The following is an 18,197-nucleotide window of genomic DNA, read 5'->3' on the forward strand; positions in this document are numbered from 1 at the left end:
CGGGAACGCAACCCTGCGAGGCCCCGGCTTTCGAGACCGTCATGGCATCCATCCGTGTGTCGCGAGGCGGACACGGATGACCCACCTCAGCGGTCGACCACCCACCGCGCGTCCGCAGGCCATGAGCCCGCGCGGACGATGTGCTCCACGAGCCTGAATGCCTCGCGGAGGGGGACGGTGTCCTCGTCCGGGTACTCGTCGTCCTGCCCGTGGGAGAGGACGAACCCGTCGCTCGCCCCCTGGGCACCGGGGTCCGCGGCGTGCTCCCCGGGATCACCCTCGCCTTCGAGCCGCATCACCATCGCGCGTTCGGTATTCGTCACGAAGGCCAATGCCCGTCCGGACGAGCTGGACAGCCACGTCTCCAGCCGACCGCTGTCGATCCTCGACCGAAGAATCTCCAGCACCGCCTCGGACGACACGGGGGCAGGGCTGTCGTCGTTGATCACCCATGACTCGATCACGAACACGACGATCTCACGCTGGAGGCCGCGGGTGCGGCCTGCCGGCTCGCACACCTTCCCGCGGACCACGAGCACCGAAGCACCCGCATCGCACAGGCGAGCAGGCGGTCGAGCTGCCCGCGCGCCACCTCCTCGCCGCCGGTGTGCCGCAGCAGCACCGACTCGTCGATGACGAACCACATGACAGGCGATGGCCCGCAGCACCCCGAAGGCGCCCAGCGCCTCCTCCGCCCGCTCCACGAAATGGGCGCTCGCCATCCGCCGCCCCTGCTCGATCGACGCCACCGAGGCGACCGAGTAGGTCAGCCGGTCGGCAAGCTGCTCCTGTGTGAAAGGGATCGCTCCCTGAAAACACCCTCAACGCCGCCCCGAACGCCGCGAGAGTGTCGGACGTTTCGGGTCCACTGCTGATGCTCGGTACAACCGAGAGGTGTAGGGGTGGCGCGTTCCTTCGAGCACCAGGGCTCGCACCCGGGCCGGTACGGTCAGCGGCATGACAACCGAGCGGGATGCCGTCGCCCTCCCCGAGAAGCCGGCCGAGTCCGAGAGCGAAAGGGACCGTCTCGGCCGGGCCGTCGACTGGTGGGAGTCCGAGTACGGTGCGGTGACCGAAGCCGAGATGGCCGAGGCGGCAGCCGAGCGCCGTGAGATCGAGCGAGCACACGCGCGGTCCACGGCGTGACTCGCGGCCCGGGCCCGGCACACCGTGCCGGGCCCGGGCCGCGTCATGGGCGCCCGAGGATCAGCCCTCGTCCTCGTCCTCGTCGCCCTCGAAGAAGTCCCCCACCTCGTCGACGACCTCGGCCGCGACCATCCCGCCGACGACGCCGACGGCGAGTCCGGCCGCGCCCGCGGCGACCGCGGTGCCCACGCCGGGGCCGGAGCCGTGGCCGTGGCCGTGGCCGTGGGTGTCATGGGAGCCGTGGCCGTGGGCGTACGGCTCGTACGAACCGTGGCCGTGTCCGGTGTCCCGTTCCACGAGCTGCCGCACCCAGGAGTCGACCTCGGTGTTCCAGTCGGTGACGCCCGCGTGGTGGCTGACGGTGAAGCGGGTGACGGCATCGTGGCCCTCGCCGTGGAAGCCGGCGCGCTTGTCGGCCTCCAGGACGACCTCGACACCGGCGGGGCCGGCCAGGAAGGTCACCTCGATCTCGGCGACCCGGTCCGCGTAGCGCGGCGAGGGGACGATCTCGATCTCCTGGTAGAAGGGGAGCTGCTGGCCCGTGCCCCGGATGTGGCCGAGTTCGAGGTCGGCCGAGGCGAAGCCGAAGCCGAGTTGCCCGAAGGCTTCGAGGATCGCCTCCTGGACGGGCAGCGGGCGGACGGCGACCTGGTCGATGTCGCCGCTGTCCTTCGCGCCGGCGACGCCCAGTTCGGTGCGGACACCGAGCACGATGCCGAGGGCCTGGCCGTACAGCTCGGTGACGGGCGTCTCCCAGGGCAGGTCCAGGGCGAACGGCACCCGGCGCAGTTCGCCGGCGGCGAGCCGGAAGTTGCCACCGACGGTGAAGCGGCCGAAACCGACCGTGCCCTCGGACTCGCCGTCCTCGTGCTCGGCCTCCACGCGGGCGACCAGTTCCAGGGTGATGTGCTCGATCGTGAAGTCGGAGTCCCCGCCCTTCAGATGCACTTCTCCCGTGAGGCTCCCGCCCGGCGTCACCGCGCCCGGATCGAGGACCGTGTCCACCTCGGGACCGCCCACACCGAGCGTTCCGAGCAGTCGCTTGAACACCATCGTGGCGTTCACTCCTTCGTGCGTCCGTGCCACCTCTACATGACTGTAGAAGAATAGGGGCAGGTGCCCGCCAACCACGGCGCACCCCACGCCACTTGGCCGGACAACGGCCGAAACCCGACGCTCTCCGCGGCCGGCAGCCGTCGGGCGCCGCGCCTGCGGCGGATCTGCCGTCAGTGAGCGGCGCCGCAGGGACAGTCCAGCGGGCGGGCCGCGGCTGTCCCGGAGGAGGGCCTCAGCATCCGCACGGCCTGCCGGGCGACCACCAGTGTCTGCCGGAGCGCGGGAAGCGGGCGACGTTCGACTTCCGTCCGGAGGTAGAGACGGGCCGCCCGGCACAACAGGGCGGCAGCGGCGGCCGGACGGCGCAGCCTGATCAGGACACGCAGGCGCTTCGCCTGAAGCACCAGCTCGATCCTGGCCCCGCCCTCCTCGCGACGGCTCAGCTCGACGGCGTCGGACACCACCCTGAGCGCCCGCCCGCCGTCCCCGGTGCGAAGGTAGAACTCGGCCCACGTACCGCCCAGCAGGGCCAGTGCGCTGCTGCGCTGCGCCGCCTGCTCGAAAGTCTGCTGACTGCGCGTCAGGTGGTACCGGGCCTCTCGCGTCGTGCCGTGGGCCACCAGGATCTCCGCCACCCGCTGGTGGAAGAAGCCCTGTGCCGTCAGCCGCCCGTCCGACAGCGCCTCCCCCTCGGTGTAGAGCCGCAGCGCCCGGCCGTGCTCGCCGCGCTCCGCCGCGTGTCTGCCCAGGAAGTGGAGCGACGACGCCACGGCGTGGCGAACGGCGGCGTCGGCCGCGGCCCGGTCACGCCCGAGTGCGACCGACCGCTCGAAGTGGTGAGCCGCCCGCGGCGGATCGGCGTAGTAGTAGGTCAGTCCGAGACTGTGTTCGTACTCCGCGACCCAACGGGCCCCGCCCGGGGTCTCCATCAGACCGGCGCATTCGTCGAGCGCGGCCCGTGCCCCCTCGTAGTCGCTGACGTCGGTCCGCGAGCGGGACATGGTGAGCAGCGCCGCGACGCGCTCGTCGCTGTCGCGGCTCACGGCCACCGCACGGACGATGAGGTCGCGCCGGAACCGGTCGCCGTTGGCGAAGAGCGCGTGGAAGCGCGCGGCCGAGAGCAGCAGTCCCGACACGGGTGCACCGGCCTCTTCGACGGCGTCGATCAGCGCCAGGACACCCCTGCCGAAGTCCTCGTGCTCGCGGAAGCGGCTGCTCGTCCCCACGGTGAGCACGACGTCGAAGGCGAGCCCCAGCAGCTCACGCGTCGTCTCCGGCGCCAGGTCCCCGCGCACCAGGACCGCGCCGCTCACGAGCGCCGCCAGCCTCGGGAACCGGTCCGGGTCCGTATAGCGCTCGGGATGGGCCACGGCGTCGGCGATCCGGCCGGGGTAGACCGCCCGCCCCTCCTCCTCCAGCGCCCGGCGCCACGCGCCGAGTCCGGCAGCGGGTTCGGCCATGGGTCAGACCGTCTCCGCCGACCCGGCGCCCGGGCAGGTGTGGTCGAAGAGAAGGCTGTGGACGGAGTAGCGCCGGTCACGGCCGGACGCGCGGACCAGGCCGAGCCGGCAGGCGGATGTCACCAGGGAGTCGAATCGGCCCGCGTCGTCCGGGCGGCAGCTCTCCGCCAGCAGTTCCCCGTACGTCATGGAGCCGCCCCGGCCGTTCGCGCAGAAGGAGAAGAGCAGTCTGACGGCCTCCTCGTGCGAGGAGCGGCGGGCAAGTTCGTCCAACGACTGCTCGAACAGCCACGCCTTGACCGCGGCGCCGAGTTCCGCCGTGGCCTGGCGCAGCTCCTCGATCACGCGGTACAGAGGCAGCCCGCCCACGGCGTAGCGCCGGGTGATGAGCTTGATCAGGAACGGATTGCCCTCGGTGATCCCGTAGACGGACCCCAGTTCCTCGTCGCGCGCGCCGGCGAGATCGGAGCCGCCGTCCCGCGCGGTCAGCCGCACCAGGTTGTAGGACTCGCGTTCTCCGAGGGGATGGATCGCGATGTTGCGCACCCCCGACTCGTCACCGGACGACTTGAGACGGGTCGTCGCGACGATGCGATGGGGGCGCCGGAAGCCGAGGGCGCGGAGCTGTCCGATGACGGCGTCGGCGGCGTCCACGTACTCCAGGTTGTCGACCACGACGAGCACCCGGTCCCCACCGAGCCGCTGCTCGACGTGCGTGCGCAGCTCGCTCTCCCAGAGCGCCTGGGCGGGCGGTAGTTCGCAGTCGAGCTGTCGGGCCACGATGCGCAGCAGGTCGTGCCAGTACATGGCGTTGACGGACGCCTCCGTGGCGTTCGCCGAGGAGAACCGTGCGTTGCGTGCCGAGGCCCAGACGATGCGGGTGAACGCGTCGCCGGCTGCGATGCGACGCACGGCCGCGTGGGTGATCGCGGTCTTGCCGAGTCCGCCCTCGCCCCACACGGCGACGGCGGAGGCCGCTGTGGCACCGGCGTCCCGGATCGCGTCGGTGACCTGCCCGATGACGTCGTCCACGTGGATCAGCTCCTCGGGCTCGATGAGCACATGGCGCTCCCACGCACTCAGCGAGGTGTGCCCTGGAGCAGGACCGGAGGACGGCCGCGCGCCGCCGGGCGGACCGGCGGCGCTCGCCCTCGGCGGAACCGAGCCGGACGTGGCGGCGGGGCCGTGGGCACCGCGCGCACCGAGAAGGCAGGCCCTCAGCCGCAGATAGCGGCCGTCGTCCGCGTCCGTGGGGCGGATCAGTGTGCTGTGGTCGCCGGCGACCACGCCCCGGTCGGGAAACACGGTGTGTGCCGACGCGGGACGCACCACTCCGTCCTCCTCGCCCGCGAAGGCGGTGATCGGAATGGGCCGCGAGGCCGGCCCGGCCTCCTTCGCGTGGACGACGCGGTTGACGACGGTCCGCAGCGCTTCGCCGACGTCGGCGTTCAGCGGTCGCAATTGGGTCTCCTGCGGGTTCCACCGGAGGACCCCGCTTCTGCGCAGGCTCAGGGCGAGTTCCGAACCGGCGCTGGGGCACGCGTACATGACGATCCGCTCGATGCGGGCGAGGGACTCCCCGCGTGCGTCACCGAGCGTGCGGTGCAGGTAGCGCTGCACGACCAGCCCTCCCTGGCTGTGCGTCACCAGCGCCAGACGGCTGAAGTCCGCGGCATCCACCTCGACGAAGCCCGCCAGCTTGTCGGCGACCACCTCCAGCGTGGGAACCCTGCGCAGCGGGTGCACCCTGAACTTGGGCGAGGCGTAGCGGAACAGCAGCGGAGTGACGAAGTGCAGAGCCGGATCCTGCCGGATGAGATCCGTCATCGCGGACCAGACGCCGGGTCCGGACATGAAACCGTGGACGAAGACAACCCCCAGTCGCCCCTCGGTCGTGGTCGTCGGGTCAGACGTGGCCATCCACTCCTCCACCGGTTCGGCGCAACTCCACCGAGCCTACGGCCGTCCCGCTCCCCGGGGTGCGCGGTTCGCACAAGCCGCCCGACCTCCGGCCCGCCGCCCGGACACCCCGCACACGAACCGCACAAGCGCCCCAAACACCGGGAATTCCGGCAGAGTTTAGGAATAGGTTTGGCAAAGAATATGCCCGGGTCGTTGCCAAACCAGCGCGACCGTTGACGGGAACAGTGCGGGCGGCCCATCTTCGACACCGGAAGAATCGAAACCGGAAGACACACCGGAAGAAGACATCCCCTTCCCCCTCCCAGCGGACCACGGAAGACGGAATCCACCATGCGCCGAATCCGGCACCTCCTGTTCTCCGCGTCCGCCGCCACCGCACTGGCGGCGGCGTTACTCGCCTGGCCGGCGAGTGACAACGCACAGGCATTCCCGCCGACCCCCAAGGAAAACGTCCTCAATCATCTGCGCTCCATTTCCGGGAATCACATCATCTCGGGCCAGCACAACAAGGAACCGGCCTCCGCGCCGGGCCAGTACACCCAGCAGGTCAAGGACGTCACCGGCCAGTACCCGGGCCTGTGGGGCGGCGACCTGATGTTCACGCCCGCCGACGTGGCGAACCGGCAGCGGGTCGTGGACCAGGCGAAGACGGAATGGGCCAACGGCTCCCTGGTCAGCCTCACCTGGCACGTCTGCCCGCCGACCGGCGGCAGCGGCTGCGCCTTCGAGGGCGGGGTGAAGTCGCGGATCACGGACGCGCAGTTCACCCAGACCGTCACCGACGGAACGGCGCTGAACGCCGCGTGGAAGCAGCGTCTCGACGAGGCCGTCCCCTATCTGCGGCAATTGAAGGACGCGGGCATCCCCGTGCTCTTCCGGCCGCTGCACGAAATGAACGAGTCCTGGAACTGGTGGGGAAACCGGCCCGGCCCAGGAGGCAGCGCGCGCCTTTTCCAGATCACCCGTGACCATCTCGCCGGCACCCGGGGACTGGACAATCTGATCTGGGTCTGGAACGTGCAGGACAACCCGGCCGGCGGCTGGTCGAATTACTATCCGGGCGACCGGTACGCGGATGTCGTCTCACTCGACGTCTGGTACAAGAACCACCCCAGTTCCGCCGATTACCAGCAGCTGCGGAGCATCGCCGGGACCAAGCCCATGGCCCTCGCGGAGACGGGCAAGATGCCGACCGCCGCGCTGCTGGAATCCCAGCCCCGGTGGGCGTGGTTCATGATGTGGTCCGAGCATCTGCGCGGCAACAACAGCAACGCCGAGATCCAGGCCGCCTACTTCCACCCCCGGGTGCTGAACCAGGGCGAGTTCGCCCCCTCGTCGGCCGCCTCCACCGGTCCCATCACGGGCCTGGCCGGCAAGTGCGTGGACGCCAGGGCCTCCGGCACGGCCAACGGCACCGTCGTGCAGCTCTACGGCTGCGCGCCGGGCGTGGCCCAGACCTGGTCCGCGGCGGGCGACGGCACGGTGCGCAACCCGCACTCCGGGCGCTGCCTGGACATCGCCGGCGGCGCCACGGCGAACGGCACGGCCGTCCAGCTCTGGGACTGCAACGGCTCCGCCGCACAGCAGTGGCGCCACGACACCTCCACCGGCGCCCTGCGCAACCCCGCGTCGGGCCGCTGCCTCGACGTCACCGGCAACACCTCCGCCGACGGCACCCGCCTCCAGATCTGGGACTGCACGGGCGGGGCGAACCAGCGCTGGGCGCTGCCCGGCTGAGCGGTGCCCCGGTGGGTGCGTCCGGACGCACCCACCGCGCCCCGTCGCACCGCACACCACCGCGCCCCGTCGCACCGCACGCCGCCCCGAGGCGCCGCACCGGCTCACTGGAAGGTGAGCCGGTGCGGCGCGTCCGGGTGGTCCGGGCAGGTGTGGACGCGCATGAGGCCCCGGCCGAGGTACACCCCCACGGGGTCGACGGCCGCCGGGTCGTCCGGGCTGTCCTCGGCGGGGACCCAGCTCCGCGAGGCGCCGTCGCACTCCCATGTGCCGACGGTCAGCAGCGGCGGCATGGTCTTCCCGCAGCGGGGGCAGTCGACGGGGGCCGGGTCGGTGAGGTGCCAGGAGGCGTAGCCGCCGACCTTCCAGCCGGGGGCGAGGGAGAGGTCGCTCATGTAGTCGATCTCGTCCGGCTCCCCGGCGCGGGCGGCCTCCATGGCCGCCGCGTACTCCTCGTAGGTGGCCCACCCCGCCCCGGACGGGGCGCCGTCATCGTCGTCGTCCTCGTCGAGCAGCCCCTCCTCCCAGTCGGCGATCGCCTCCTGGAGGTCCTCCCCCAGCAGGCCGAGGTACTCGTGCTCCACGACCCGCTCCGGGTGGAGGACGCAAGGGGTCGGGACGCACTCCGCGCGGCCGGCGACCGGCGGTTCGGGCTGCGGTGCCAGGACGGCGCCGACGTCCTCGGCACGCCGCCACCGCAGGACCACGTCGATCGTGCGGTCCGGGCCGTGCACCTCGAAGGGGCACCAGAACACCTGGAGCAGGTCGCAGCCGCCGGGCCCGGCGAGGTCCGGCACGTCGCGGGTCCGGAGCTGGGCCACCGCCAGGAGCGGCAGCGGGTCGGCGTCGTCCAGGTGCGGGGCGTGCGGGCCGGGGGCCATCCCGTCGAGGAGCCGGTGTTCCCCGGGGGTGAGGTCCCGGCCGTGCGCCGCGGCGAGGACGCGCCGCCGCTCGCGCACGTCGGACAGGAGGTGGCCGGTGCCCTTCGGGTGGACCGCGGTGCAGACCGGCCACGGTTCACCGGCCGGCCACAGCAGCGGTCCGGCGACCGAGCTCTCCGCCGCCTCCGGTGCACCCGGGCGCGGGTGCAGCCGGGTCGCCGTCCGGCGGTGGGCGGCGAGTGCGGGGAAGAGCGCCTCGGCGTCGACGGGGCGCGGCGGCGTGGTGCGGGTCATGCCGGGAAGATGCCACGCCACGGGCCTGCCCGGCAAAGCGCGCCACGGGCCCGCCCGGCACAGCGCGCCACGGCCCCGCCCGGCAGAGAACGCGGTGCTCACAGGGCCCCGAGGGACGCGTGTGGCGTGAAGACGCCCCCACCTCGTGACCGGCTTGTGGATGAAGTCTCAAAGGTTGACCACGAATTCCACACATCCCCTCTCCACGCCGGTCTCCATGGTCTAGATTGACCGTGCTTCAGCCGATCGGGCACGAGGCGACCAGTTAATGATCTATAGGTCCGGCGCTGCGGAAGGGCACTGATCACGTCCCCCGCGCCGGATGTGGGGAAGATCGATCCGCGGGATCCGCGAAGGATTCCGGGTGCGGGGAGCACCCGGGATCCCGCCGGGTGCCGTGTGCAGGGGGAGTCGGGCGGACGGCGGGTGTGCCGTCGCCGGGGGGTTTCACGCAACGCGACGGGCCGGCCTGTGTCGTGCGCCGGGTCCTCGCGTGGGGAGGGGCGGTACGGGAGGCGGGGGCCTCCCGGTGGGGGAGCGACAGTGCGAGGCGAACACGTCTGATCACTGGGGACCTTGGGGGGTTCTGTGCGGCAAGGGGGATTAGTCAGCCCGTTTCCGTCTGCGCGCGGGCGTCTGGCGAACGGGGAGATCAGCAGACCCGCGATCGAATGGGAGCAGCGGTACCGGCGTACCGTGATCATCAGCGACACCGTGGCCACCGCCTTCGTGGTGGCGGCGATCGGCAACTTCTTCGGGGCCCGGGACGCGGCCAACTGGCATGAGAAGTGGGGCATTCTCGCGTTCGGCACCGAGCTTCTGGTGCTGGGGGCGCTCGCGGTCACCCGGTCGTGGGCCCCCGCGGTCCTCGGCCAGGGGGCCGAGGAGTTCCGGCGGCTGGGACGGTCCCTGTTCACGGCGACCGTGGTGCTGGCACTCGGCGGCATCGCCCTGACCTCGCGCAACATCAAGCTCTGGATCTTCGTCGCGATCCCCGCGATCGCGCTCGTCACCATGACCTCGCGGTACCTGCTGCGTCTGTGGCTGCACAAGCAGCGCAACGAGGGCCGGTGCCTGCGGCCGGTGCTCGCCGCCGGCAGCCCGGCCACCGTGGGCGACCTGATCACCCGGACCCGCAAGTTCCCGCATCTCGGCTGGCGGGTGGACGCCGTGTGCACCACGGACGGCCACGGGCCCGACGGCGACGAGCTGGACGGTGTGCCGGTGGTCGGCCCGCTGACGGACGTCGCCAACCACGTCCGCCGCGACGGCTACCGCGTCGTCGCCGTCACCCCGGACCCGCACTGGTCACCGGACCGCTTGCAGCGGCTCGCCTGGAACCTGGAGGGCAGCGACGCCGAGATGATCGTGGCGCCGGTGCTGATGGAGGTGGCGGGACCGCGGCTGCATGTCGACGCGGTGCTCGGGATCCCGCTGCTGCGGGTCAGCATGCCGTCCTTCACCGGGGGCCGGCGGGCGGTGAAGGAGGTCGTCGACCGGCTGGGCGCGGCGGTCCTGCTGGTGGTGTTCGCACCGCTGATGGTGTGCGTCGGGCTCGCGGTGCTGACGGACAGCCGGGGCGGGGCGTTCTACCGCCAGCGCAGGGTCGGCAAGGACGGCCGCGAGTTCACCATTCTGAAGTTCCGCACCATGGTCAGCGGGGCGCACGGGGCGCGTGCGGCGCTGGCCGAGCACAACGAGGGCGCGGGCCTGCTGTTCAAGATGCGCAGCGATCCGCGGGTGACGCGGGTGGGCTCGGTGCTGCGCCGCTACTCGCTGGACGAACTCCCGCAGCTGTTCAACGTGTTGACGGGTTCGATGTCGCTCGTCGGCCCCCGGCCGCCGCTGCCGGAGGAGTCGGCCGCGTACGGCCCGGACATCCGGCGCCGGCTGCTGGTCAAGCCCGGGCTGACCGGTCTGTGGCAGATCAGCGGACGCAGCGACCTGTCGTGGGAGGAGGCGGTGCGCCTCGACCTGCGGTACGTGGAGGACTGGTCGCTCGCCCTGGACACGGTGATCTTGTGGAAGACGCTGCGTGCGGTGATCCACGGACAGGGAGCGTACTGACACACCGAGGTCCGGCGGCGTCGGGGGACGCCGCCGGTGGGAGGACCGAGGGCCCGCAGGGCCCGCCAGGGGGACGGAGCGCAGGCCACCGGGGCCTGCCCGGGGGGAGGAACGGGTCATGAGAGTCAGTGTGTTCGGGCTCGGCTACGTGGGCTGCGTGTCGGCCGCGTGCCTGGCGAGCATGGGGCACGACGTCATCGGCGTGGACGTCAACCAGGTGAAGGTCGACCTGGTCAACGACGGCCGGGCGCCGGTGGTCGAGGAGCGCATCGGCGAGCTGATCGCCGAGGTCGTGCGGACGGGGACGTTACGCGCCACCACCGACGTCCGTGAGGCGATCATGGACAGCGAGGTGTCGCTGGTCTGCGTGGGCACTCCCTCGGAGCCCAACGGCAGTCTGTGCACGACCTACTTGGAGCGGGTCACCCAGGAGATCGGCGCGGCCCTGGCCGAGCGCGGCGGGCGGCACACCGTCGTGTTCCGCAGCACCATGCTGCCGGGCACCTGTCTGAACCTGCTGGTGCCCATCCTGGAGAAGTACGTCGGCGGCACGGCCGGGGTGGACGTGGGCGTCGCCGTCAACCCGGAGTTCCTGCGCGAGGGCACCAGCGTGAAGGACTTCTTCGACCCGCCGAAGACCGTCGTCGGCGAACTCGACGCGGCGAGCGGCGACGCGGTGCTCGCGCTGTACGAGGGGCTGCCCGGCGAGGTGTTCCGGGTGCCGATCCCGACGGCGGAGGCCATCAAGTACGCGGACAACGCCTTCCACGGCCTGAAGATCGGCTTCGCCAACGAGATGGGCGCGGTGTGCCAGGCGCTCGGTGTGGACTCCCACCAGGTGATGGACGTCTTCCTGGCCGACCGCAAGCTGAACATCAGCCCCGCCTATCTGCGGCCCGGCTTCGCCTTCGGCGGCTCCTGCCTGCCCAAGGACCTGCGCAGCCTGGTCCACGCGGCGCGGCGGGCCGATGTCTCGGTGCCCATCCTGTCCCATGTGCTGCCGTCCAACGCCGACCATCTGCAACGCGCGGTGGAGATGGTGGAGCGGACCGGGAAGAGACGGGCGGGCATCTTCGGGCTGTCCTTCAAACCCGGCACCGACGACCTCCGGGAGAGCCCGCTCGTCGAGCTCGCGGAGCGGCTCTTCGGCAAGGGGTACGACCTCAGGATCTACGACGCCAACGTGAGCCTCTCCCGGCTGCTCGGCGCCAACCGCGAATACATCGAGAACCGGCTGCCGCACCTCGCCCAACTGCTCGCGGACTCCGTCGAGGAGGTGCTGGACCACGCCGAGGTGTGCCTCGTCGGGACCAGGGACCCCCAGGTGCTGTCGAAGCTGCCCCGCGGCGGCGACGGCCCGGTGATCGTCGATCTCGTCCACCTTCCCGACGCCGACGCGCGGCGGGCCGAACCGGGGTACATGGGCCTTGCTTGGTGACACCTCGCCCGACGGCGACACATCGTCCGACAACACGTCCGGCGACGGCACGCAGGCCGGGGGCACGTCCGCCGGCCGCCCACAGGCCGCCGGACGGCCGGGCCGGCGCGCGCTGGTCCTGGTGGAGAACCTGTCGGTCCCCTTCGACCGGCGGGTGTGGCAGGAGTGCACGACGCTGCGCGACGCGGGCTGGCAGGTGGACGTGATCTGTCCGCAGGGCGGCAAGCGGGACACCGAGGCGGAGGCGGTGATCGACGGGGTGCGGATCCACCGCTACCCGCTGCGCGCCGCCACCGGCGGTCCGGCCGGCTATCTGCGGGAGTACGGATCGGCGCTCCGGCACACCTTCCGGCTGGCCCGCGCGGTCGGACCGGTCGACGTGGTGCACGCCTGCAACCCGCCGGACCTGCTGTTCCTGCCGGCCCTGTGGCTGAAGCGGCGCGGGGCGCGGTTCGTCTTCGACCAGCACGACCTCGTCCCCGAGCTGTACCTCTCCCGGTTCGGGCGCGGCAAGGACCTGCTCTACCGCGCCGTGTGCGCGCTGGAGCGGCGCACCTACCGGGCCGCGGACGTGGTGCTCGCCACCAACGAGAGCTACCGGGACGTCGCGGTGCGCCGCGGCGGCAAGCGGCCCGAGGACGTCTTCGTGGTGCGCAGCGCCCCCGACATCGACCGCTTCCACCCGGTGCCGCCCGAGCCTGAGCTGAAGCGCGGCAAGCCCCATCTGCTCTGCTATCTCGGCGTCATGGGGCCGCAGGACGGTGTCGACTACGCGCTGCGGGCCCTGGCGAAGCTGCGCGACGACCACGGGCGGACCGACTGGCACGCGGTGTTCGTCGGCGCCGGCGACACCTTCGACGCGATGGTGGAACTGTCGCGGCGGCTCGGGCTCTCGGAGCAGGTGCAGTTCACCGGGCGCGTCCCGGACGCCGATCTGGTGCGCTACCTGTCCACCGCCGACGTCTGTCTCTCCCCCGACCCGCACAATCCGCTGAACGACGTGTCGACCATGAACAAGGTCCTGGAGTACATGGTGATGGGCCGGCCGATCGTCTCGTTCGACCTCAAGGAGGCGCGGGTCTCCGCCGGGGACGCCGCTCTCTACGCGCCCGCCGACGACGAGAGCGCGTTCGCGGGGCTCGTCGCTGAGCTGATGGACGATCCGGAGAAGCGGGCCCTGATGGGCAAGATCGGCCAGGAGCGGATCGGCGGGAAGCTCTCCTGGCGGAACTCGCAGGCGTCGCTGCTCGCCGCCTACGCCGCCGCCTGCCCCGACGGCGCCGGGCCGGGCGGCATAGGGACCGGCGGCACCGGCCGGGCCGGGAAGAGGCCCGGCCGTTGAGCGACGACACGATACGCCTGGTCACCATCGGGCGGATTATCCGTCGTCGCCGGCGGCTGCTCACCGTCCTCGCGGTGGTGGGCGCGCTCGTCGGCTACGGCACCTCGCTGCTGCTCCCGCCGCGGTACACGACCTCGGCGTCGGTGCTGCTGCCGGGCGCGTGGGAGGAGCGCGAGCTGCTGACGCAGGCGGAGATCGCGACCAGCTCGGTGGTGGTCGACCGCGCGGCCGCCGCACTCGACTGGAGCGGCACCGACGGCGTCGAGCTCCGTGAGCGGGTGACGGCGCAGACCGCCGACGGGAACATCGTGAAGATCTCGGGCACCGCGGACTCCCCGGAGCGCGCGCAGCAGCTCGCCGACCAGGTGGCCCGGCAGTTCGTCTCCTTCGCCGCGCGGATCGCGGGCGACGGCACCGACCCCGAGGCGGTGGGCGGGCCCGAGGCGCTGCGGCAGATGGTGGTGCAGACGAGCCGCCGGATCACCGAACTGGCCGAGGACAGCACGGGGCAGAGCGTGGAGAGCGTGCAGACCCGCACCGAGCTGGCCAAACTGCGCACCGCGCTGCAGGAGGCGGTGCGCAAGCTGGACGAGGCCGATCCGGCCGCCGACCAGGCCGACATGGTCGTCATGGGCCCGGCGGCCCGGCCGACGGGCGAGGCGCCGCCGACGCGGATCCAGCTCGTCGCCGGCGGGGCGCTGCTGTTCTTCCTGGTCGCGGTCGTCGGGCATCTCACCGCCGCCCGGATGAGCCGCCGGCTGCGCACCGAGGCGGAGATCGCGGCGGCGCTCGGCTCGGCGTCGCTCGGCACGGTGGACGTGCCCGGGGCGCCGGCGGCGCACCGGCCGGAGGACACCGGCCGGTGGGCCGGGCTCCGCCGGCTGGTGGGCGCCGACGTCCGGTGGGACGTGCCGCCGCCGCAGGCGTCCGGCGACGAGGCGGGCCGGCGGGTCCGCTACCGGCGGGTGCACGCCCGCCTGCGGGAACGGCTGCCGGACCCGCGGGAGCTGCTGGTCGTCGTGCCGGAGGGCGACGGGACCGCGCTGCGGGCCGCCGGGCAGCTCCTCGCCGAGGCCGGCGGGGAGGGCCCCGTGCTGCGGACGGTGGAGGTCCCGGTGGCCGGGCCGCTGGTGCCCGACCGCGACGGGGAGTCGGGCGTGCTGGTGGTGCTCAGCGCGGGGCTGTGGACGGCGGAGGAGCTGGCCGGCGTCTCCGGCGCGTGCGCGGACGCCGGGCACGAGGTCGTCGGCATCGTCCTGGCCGGAGCCGGGTGGGCCCCCTCGGCCCGCTCCGCCGGCCGTCCCCGGCCTCCGGCGGCGCCGGCCCTCGCGGCCGGCGACGACACGAGGGGGGTCTCCCGGTGACCGCGAGGACGACGCCGCAGCCGCCGGCCGCCGCTCCGCTGATCGACCTCCAGGCGCTGGTGGTCGCGGTGCGCCGACGGCGGCGCCTGTGGTGTGCCATGGGGCTGCTGGGGCTGCTCGCCGGGGTGGCGGTGGCGCTGCTGCTGCCGCCGCCGCCGACCGCCGAGACCACGGTCCTGGTCGCGCACCAGGAGGACCAGCCGAACGATCCCGGCACGCTGATCCGCACCGACGTGGGGCTGCTGCACACCACGCGGATCGCGGGACAGGCGCTCAGGTCCCTCGGTTCCCCGGAGAAGCCGGAGGACTTCATGGAGGACTACGCCGGCGCCGGCCTGACCAACAACCTGCTGCGGATCACGGTGTCGGGCGACAGCGACGCCGAGGCGGTGGCCCGCGCGGGGGCGCTGGCCGACGCGTTCGTCGCGGACCATGTGCGGCGGATACAGGAGGCGGCGAACGCCGAGGCCACGTCCCTGCTCGACCAGCGCGACCGGATGCGCGAGGACCTCGCCGAGGTCGACCGGGCGATCGGCGAGGGCGCTTCTGAGAGCGGGCCGAAGGCGTCCGCGAACCTGGAGTCGCTCTTCGCCCGGCGGGCCGAACTCACCTCGCGGATCGCCGACTTCGACCAGCGCGCCGCAGAGGCGCGGATGGGTACGCCCCGGCTCGTCGCCGGCACCCAGATCGTGGACGCGCCGCGCGCGGTGCGGCACTCCCTGCCCCGGGCAGCCGCCACCGACGCCGGGATCGGGCTCGTGCTCGGGCTCGCCCTCGGGCTCGCGGCGGCCGCGGTCGGCACGGTGGTCGCGGACCGCCCGGTGCTGCGGCGGGACATCGCGGCGCACCTGGGCGCCTCGGTCCTCGCGGAGCTGCCCCGCCGGTCGTCCGGACGGTGGCGGCGCCGGCGGACCCGGACGGCGCGCGAACGGCTCACCACGACCCTGGCCCGCACCGTGCGCGGCTCGGCGGAGCCGGTGTCGCTGCTGGAACTGGGCTGTGCGCCGAGTACGGGTGCGATCGCCCTGGACCTCGCCGGGGCGCTGGCGCCGCAGGGGCCGGTGGTCGTCGTCGACGGCCTGCCCGGGGCGCGGCTCGCCCGCCGCCGCCCCAGGCCGGGAGACCCGGCCGTGGTCGGCGGCGAGGCCGCAGGGACGGTGCCGCCCGGGGAACTGAGGCTCGGCGTCGGCTCGGTGGCGCCCGGCACGGCGTGGACCGATCTGCGGTACCTCGGCACCCGGACGGTGCTCGTGGTGCGGGCCGGGCACGGCAGCACGGCGTGGCTGCACACGGTGGCGCGGCAGCTCGCGGACCAGCACGTCGAGGTGGTCGGGGTGGTGCTGATCGACCCCGATCCGCGCGACCGGACCGACGGCACCCTGTGGGACGGCCCGCCCGCCCCGCGCGGCCGGAGCGGGCCGCCGGCCCCCCGGAACGGGGAGGCCGCGCCCCACGCCGTCCAGACGGTGCGGGAGGAACGGCCGGCGGAGCGGCGGCCGACATGGGCGGTGCGGGTCCCGGACAGCGATCAGGAGGCGAGGTAGGACATGTGTGGCATCGCAGGCACGTACCGGTGGCCGGACGGGAAGGCCGTGGCCGACCGGCTCACCGACACCCTCGCCCACCGCGGCCCGGACGGGGCGGGCCGCTACAGCCACCCCGTCGGCGACGGCGAGGTGCACCTCGGGCACCGCAGGCTGGCGATCATCGACCTGTCCGGGACCGGCGCCCAGCCGATGCTCTCGGACGGCCTCGTGCTGACGTACAACGGCGAGCTGTACAACGCGCCCGAGCTGCGGGCCGAGCTGACGGCCGCCGGGGTGCGCTTCCGCGGCACCTCCGACACCGAGGTGCTGCTGGAGGCGTGGCGGCGCTGGGGCACGGACTGCCTGCCCCGGCTGCGCGGCATGTTCGCGTTCGGGATCTTCGACGAGCGGACCGGTGAACTGGTCCTCGCCCGCGACCAGCTCGGCATCAAGCCGCTGTTCCTGATGCGGCGCGGCGAGGGCCTGGTGTTCGCCTCCGAGCTGAAGGCGCTGGCGGCCGTGACCGGCGGGTCGCTGGAGGTGGACCACGCGGCGCTGGTGGCCTCGCTGCTGTACTACTGGGTGCCCGACTCCCGGTGCGCGTTCCGCGAGGCGGAGAAGCTGCCGCCCGGGAGCTGGCTGCGGTGCCGGCCCGACGGCCGGGTGGAGCGCGGCCGGTTCTGGCACCTGAAGGACGTCGCCGCCGAGGGCCGGGAGCGGGCCCGCGCCGGGGATCTGCCGGACATCGCCGCCGTCGTCGAGGAGTCGACCCGCAGGCATCTGCTCTCCGACGTCCCCGTGGCGACGTTCCTGTCCGGCGGCCTCGACTCCAGCTACCTGACGGCGCTGGCCGCCCGCGACCGGCCCGGGATCTCCGCGTACACGATCGGCTTCCGGGCCGAGGACGCCCGGTTCGAGGCGATGCCGGACGACCTGCGCTACGCGCGGCAGGTGGCCGGGCGCTTCGGTGTGGACCTCCACGAGATCGAGATCGCGCCGGACGTGCTCGACCTGCTGCCGCGGATGACGTACCACCTGGACGAGCCGATCGGCGACCCCGCCGCGATCAACACGTTCCTGATCTGCTCGGCCGCCCGGGAGGCCGGGGTCAAGGTGATGCTGTCGGGGATGGGCGCCGACGAGCTGTTCGCCGGCTACCGCAAGCACCTGGCCAACCTGCTCGCGCTGCGCTACCAGCGCGTGCCGCGGCCGCTGCGGCGCGGCCTGTCGGGGGCGGTGGACCGGCTGCCGGTCGCCTCGTCCCGGCGGGGGTACCGGTCGGTGCGCTTCGCCAAGCGGTTCCTCTCCTTCGCCGACCTGCCGGAGGAGACGGCGTTCCGGCGCAGCTACACCATGTACGACCGGGACGAGCTGCTCGCCCTGATCGACCCGGACCTGGCCGGGACGGTCGACGACGTGCTGACCGAGCACGCGGACGTCTACCGGGACAACGAGCTCGACGACTTCGTGAACCGGATGTGCCTGGGCGACTCGCGGATGTTCCTGCCGGGCCTGAACCTCGCCTACACGGACCGCTCCAGCATGGCCGCGTCGACCGAGGTGCGGGTGCCCTATGTGGACGTGGAGGTGGTCAGGGCGGCGTTCGCGGTGCCCGGTGACCGCAAGATCGTCGGACGGCAGGGCAAGGCCGTCCTCAAGGAGGCGGCCGCCACCGTCCTGCCGCGGGAGATCGTGTACCGGCCCAAGGGCCTGTTCAGCGCCCCGCTGCGGGCCTGGATGAGCCGGGACCTGGCGCCGCTGGTGCGCGAGGTGATCCATGACGGCGAACTCGTCAGGTCCGGCTTCCTGCGCCGTGACGCGCTGGCACGGCTGGCCGCGGAGGACGCCGCGGGGCACCGGGACCACTCCAAGCATCTGTGGCACGTGCTGACGCTCGAGTACTGGTATCGCGGCGCGACCTCAGGAGCCGGTCACGGCACTCGACCGACGGCTCAGTAATCCG

General features: G+C 72.9%; 14 protein-coding genes. 8 read left to right on the forward strand and 6 right to left on the reverse strand.

Going from position 1 to position 18,197, the window contains the following annotated elements; genetic code table 11:
• Window positions 1-86 precede the first annotated feature (86 nt).
• Window positions 87-464 (reverse strand): hypothetical protein, encoded by a 378-nt coding sequence (locus JE024_RS08870; RefSeq protein ID WP_244883149.1) that lies wholly within the window; start codon window positions 462-464, stop codon window positions 87-89.
• Window positions 461-646, reverse strand: coding sequence for a Scr1 family TA system antitoxin-like transcriptional regulator (locus tag JE024_RS41010; protein ID WP_244883150.1), 186 nt, complete (start codon window positions 644-646; stop codon window positions 461-463). Before JE024_RS41010 ends, JE024_RS08870 begins: the two co-directional genes overlap by 4 nt.
• Before the next feature lie 311 nt (window positions 647-957).
• Here JE024_RS41010 and JE024_RS08880 point away from each other — a divergent pair, with 311 nt between their 5' ends.
• Window positions 958-1,146, forward strand: a complete 189-nt coding sequence (locus JE024_RS08880; RefSeq protein ID WP_205373063.1) for a hypothetical protein — start codon at window positions 958-960, stop codon at window positions 1,144-1,146.
• A 60-nt stretch (window positions 1,147-1,206) separates the two neighbouring features.
• Here JE024_RS08880 and JE024_RS08885 read toward each other — a convergent pair whose 3' ends face one another.
• The 3 genes from JE024_RS08885 to JE024_RS08895 form a co-directional block, all read right to left on the reverse strand.
• Window positions 1,207-2,199 carry a sporulation protein gene (locus JE024_RS08885; protein WP_205373064.1) on the reverse strand — a complete coding sequence of 331 codons (993 nt, stop codon included), beginning with the start codon at window positions 2,197-2,199 and terminating at the stop codon, window positions 1,207-1,209.
• Window positions 2,200-2,372: 173 nt separating this feature from the next.
• The gene (locus tag JE024_RS08890) at window positions 2,373-3,662 is read right to left on the reverse strand and encodes a tetratricopeptide repeat protein (RefSeq protein ID WP_205373065.1); all 1,290 of its coding nucleotides are present in this window, start codon (window positions 3,660-3,662) and stop codon (window positions 2,373-2,375) included.
• Window positions 3,663-3,665: 3 nt separating this feature from the next.
• Window positions 3,666-5,582 (reverse strand): esterase/lipase family protein, encoded by a 1,917-nt coding sequence (locus JE024_RS08895; protein ID WP_244882715.1) that lies wholly within the window; start codon window positions 5,580-5,582, stop codon window positions 3,666-3,668.
• A gap of 333 nt (window positions 5,583-5,915) precedes the next feature.
• Here JE024_RS08895 and JE024_RS08900 point away from each other — a divergent pair, with 333 nt between their 5' ends.
• Window positions 5,916-7,322: a glycosyl hydrolase gene (locus JE024_RS08900; protein WP_244882716.1), complete on the forward strand. Its 1,407-nt coding sequence runs from the start codon at window positions 5,916-5,918 to the stop codon at window positions 7,320-7,322.
• Window positions 7,323-7,426: 104 nt separating this feature from the next.
• On the opposite strand, the gene JE024_RS08905 is transcribed toward JE024_RS08900, so the two are convergent.
• Window positions 7,427-8,497, reverse strand: a complete 1,071-nt coding sequence (locus JE024_RS08905) for a hypothetical protein (protein ID WP_205373066.1) — start codon at window positions 8,495-8,497, stop codon at window positions 7,427-7,429.
• A 588-nt stretch (window positions 8,498-9,085) separates the two neighbouring features.
• Between JE024_RS08905 and JE024_RS08910 the strand changes: the two genes are divergently transcribed.
• From JE024_RS08910 to asnB, 6 genes are all read left to right on the forward strand, one after another.
• Complete coding sequence (locus tag JE024_RS08910; RefSeq protein WP_205373067.1) at window positions 9,086-10,564, forward strand: sugar transferase; 1,479 nt, start codon at window positions 9,086-9,088, stop codon at window positions 10,562-10,564.
• 118 nt (window positions 10,565-10,682) lie between these two features.
• The gene (locus tag JE024_RS08915) at window positions 10,683-12,002 is read left to right on the forward strand and encodes a nucleotide sugar dehydrogenase (RefSeq protein WP_205373068.1); all 1,320 of its coding nucleotides are present in this window, start codon (window positions 10,683-10,685) and stop codon (window positions 12,000-12,002) included.
• Window positions 11,992-13,344: a glycosyltransferase family 4 protein gene (locus JE024_RS08920; RefSeq protein WP_372449782.1), complete on the forward strand. Its 1,353-nt coding sequence runs from the start codon at window positions 11,992-11,994 to the stop codon at window positions 13,342-13,344. Before JE024_RS08915 ends, JE024_RS08920 begins: the two co-directional genes overlap by 11 nt.
• Complete coding sequence (locus tag JE024_RS08925; RefSeq protein ID WP_205373069.1) at window positions 13,341-14,708, forward strand: Wzz/FepE/Etk N-terminal domain-containing protein; 1,368 nt, start codon at window positions 13,341-13,343, stop codon at window positions 14,706-14,708. Before JE024_RS08920 ends, JE024_RS08925 begins: the two co-directional genes overlap by 4 nt.
• Window positions 14,705-16,252, forward strand: coding sequence for a Wzz/FepE/Etk N-terminal domain-containing protein (locus JE024_RS08930; protein WP_205373070.1), 1,548 nt, complete (start codon window positions 14,705-14,707; stop codon window positions 16,250-16,252). Before JE024_RS08925 ends, JE024_RS08930 begins: the two co-directional genes overlap by 4 nt.
• A gap of 3 nt (window positions 16,253-16,255) precedes the next feature.
• Window positions 16,256-18,193: an asparagine synthase (glutamine-hydrolyzing) gene (asnB, locus tag JE024_RS08935; RefSeq protein ID WP_205373071.1), complete on the forward strand. Its 1,938-nt coding sequence runs from the start codon at window positions 16,256-16,258 to the stop codon at window positions 18,191-18,193.
• Window positions 18,194-18,197: the final 4 nt, after the last annotated feature.

The sequence above is a fragment of the Streptomyces zhihengii genome, from assembly GCF_016919245.1.
Taxonomy (GTDB): Bacteria; Actinomycetota; Actinomycetes; order Streptomycetales; family Streptomycetaceae; genus Streptomyces; species Streptomyces zhihengii.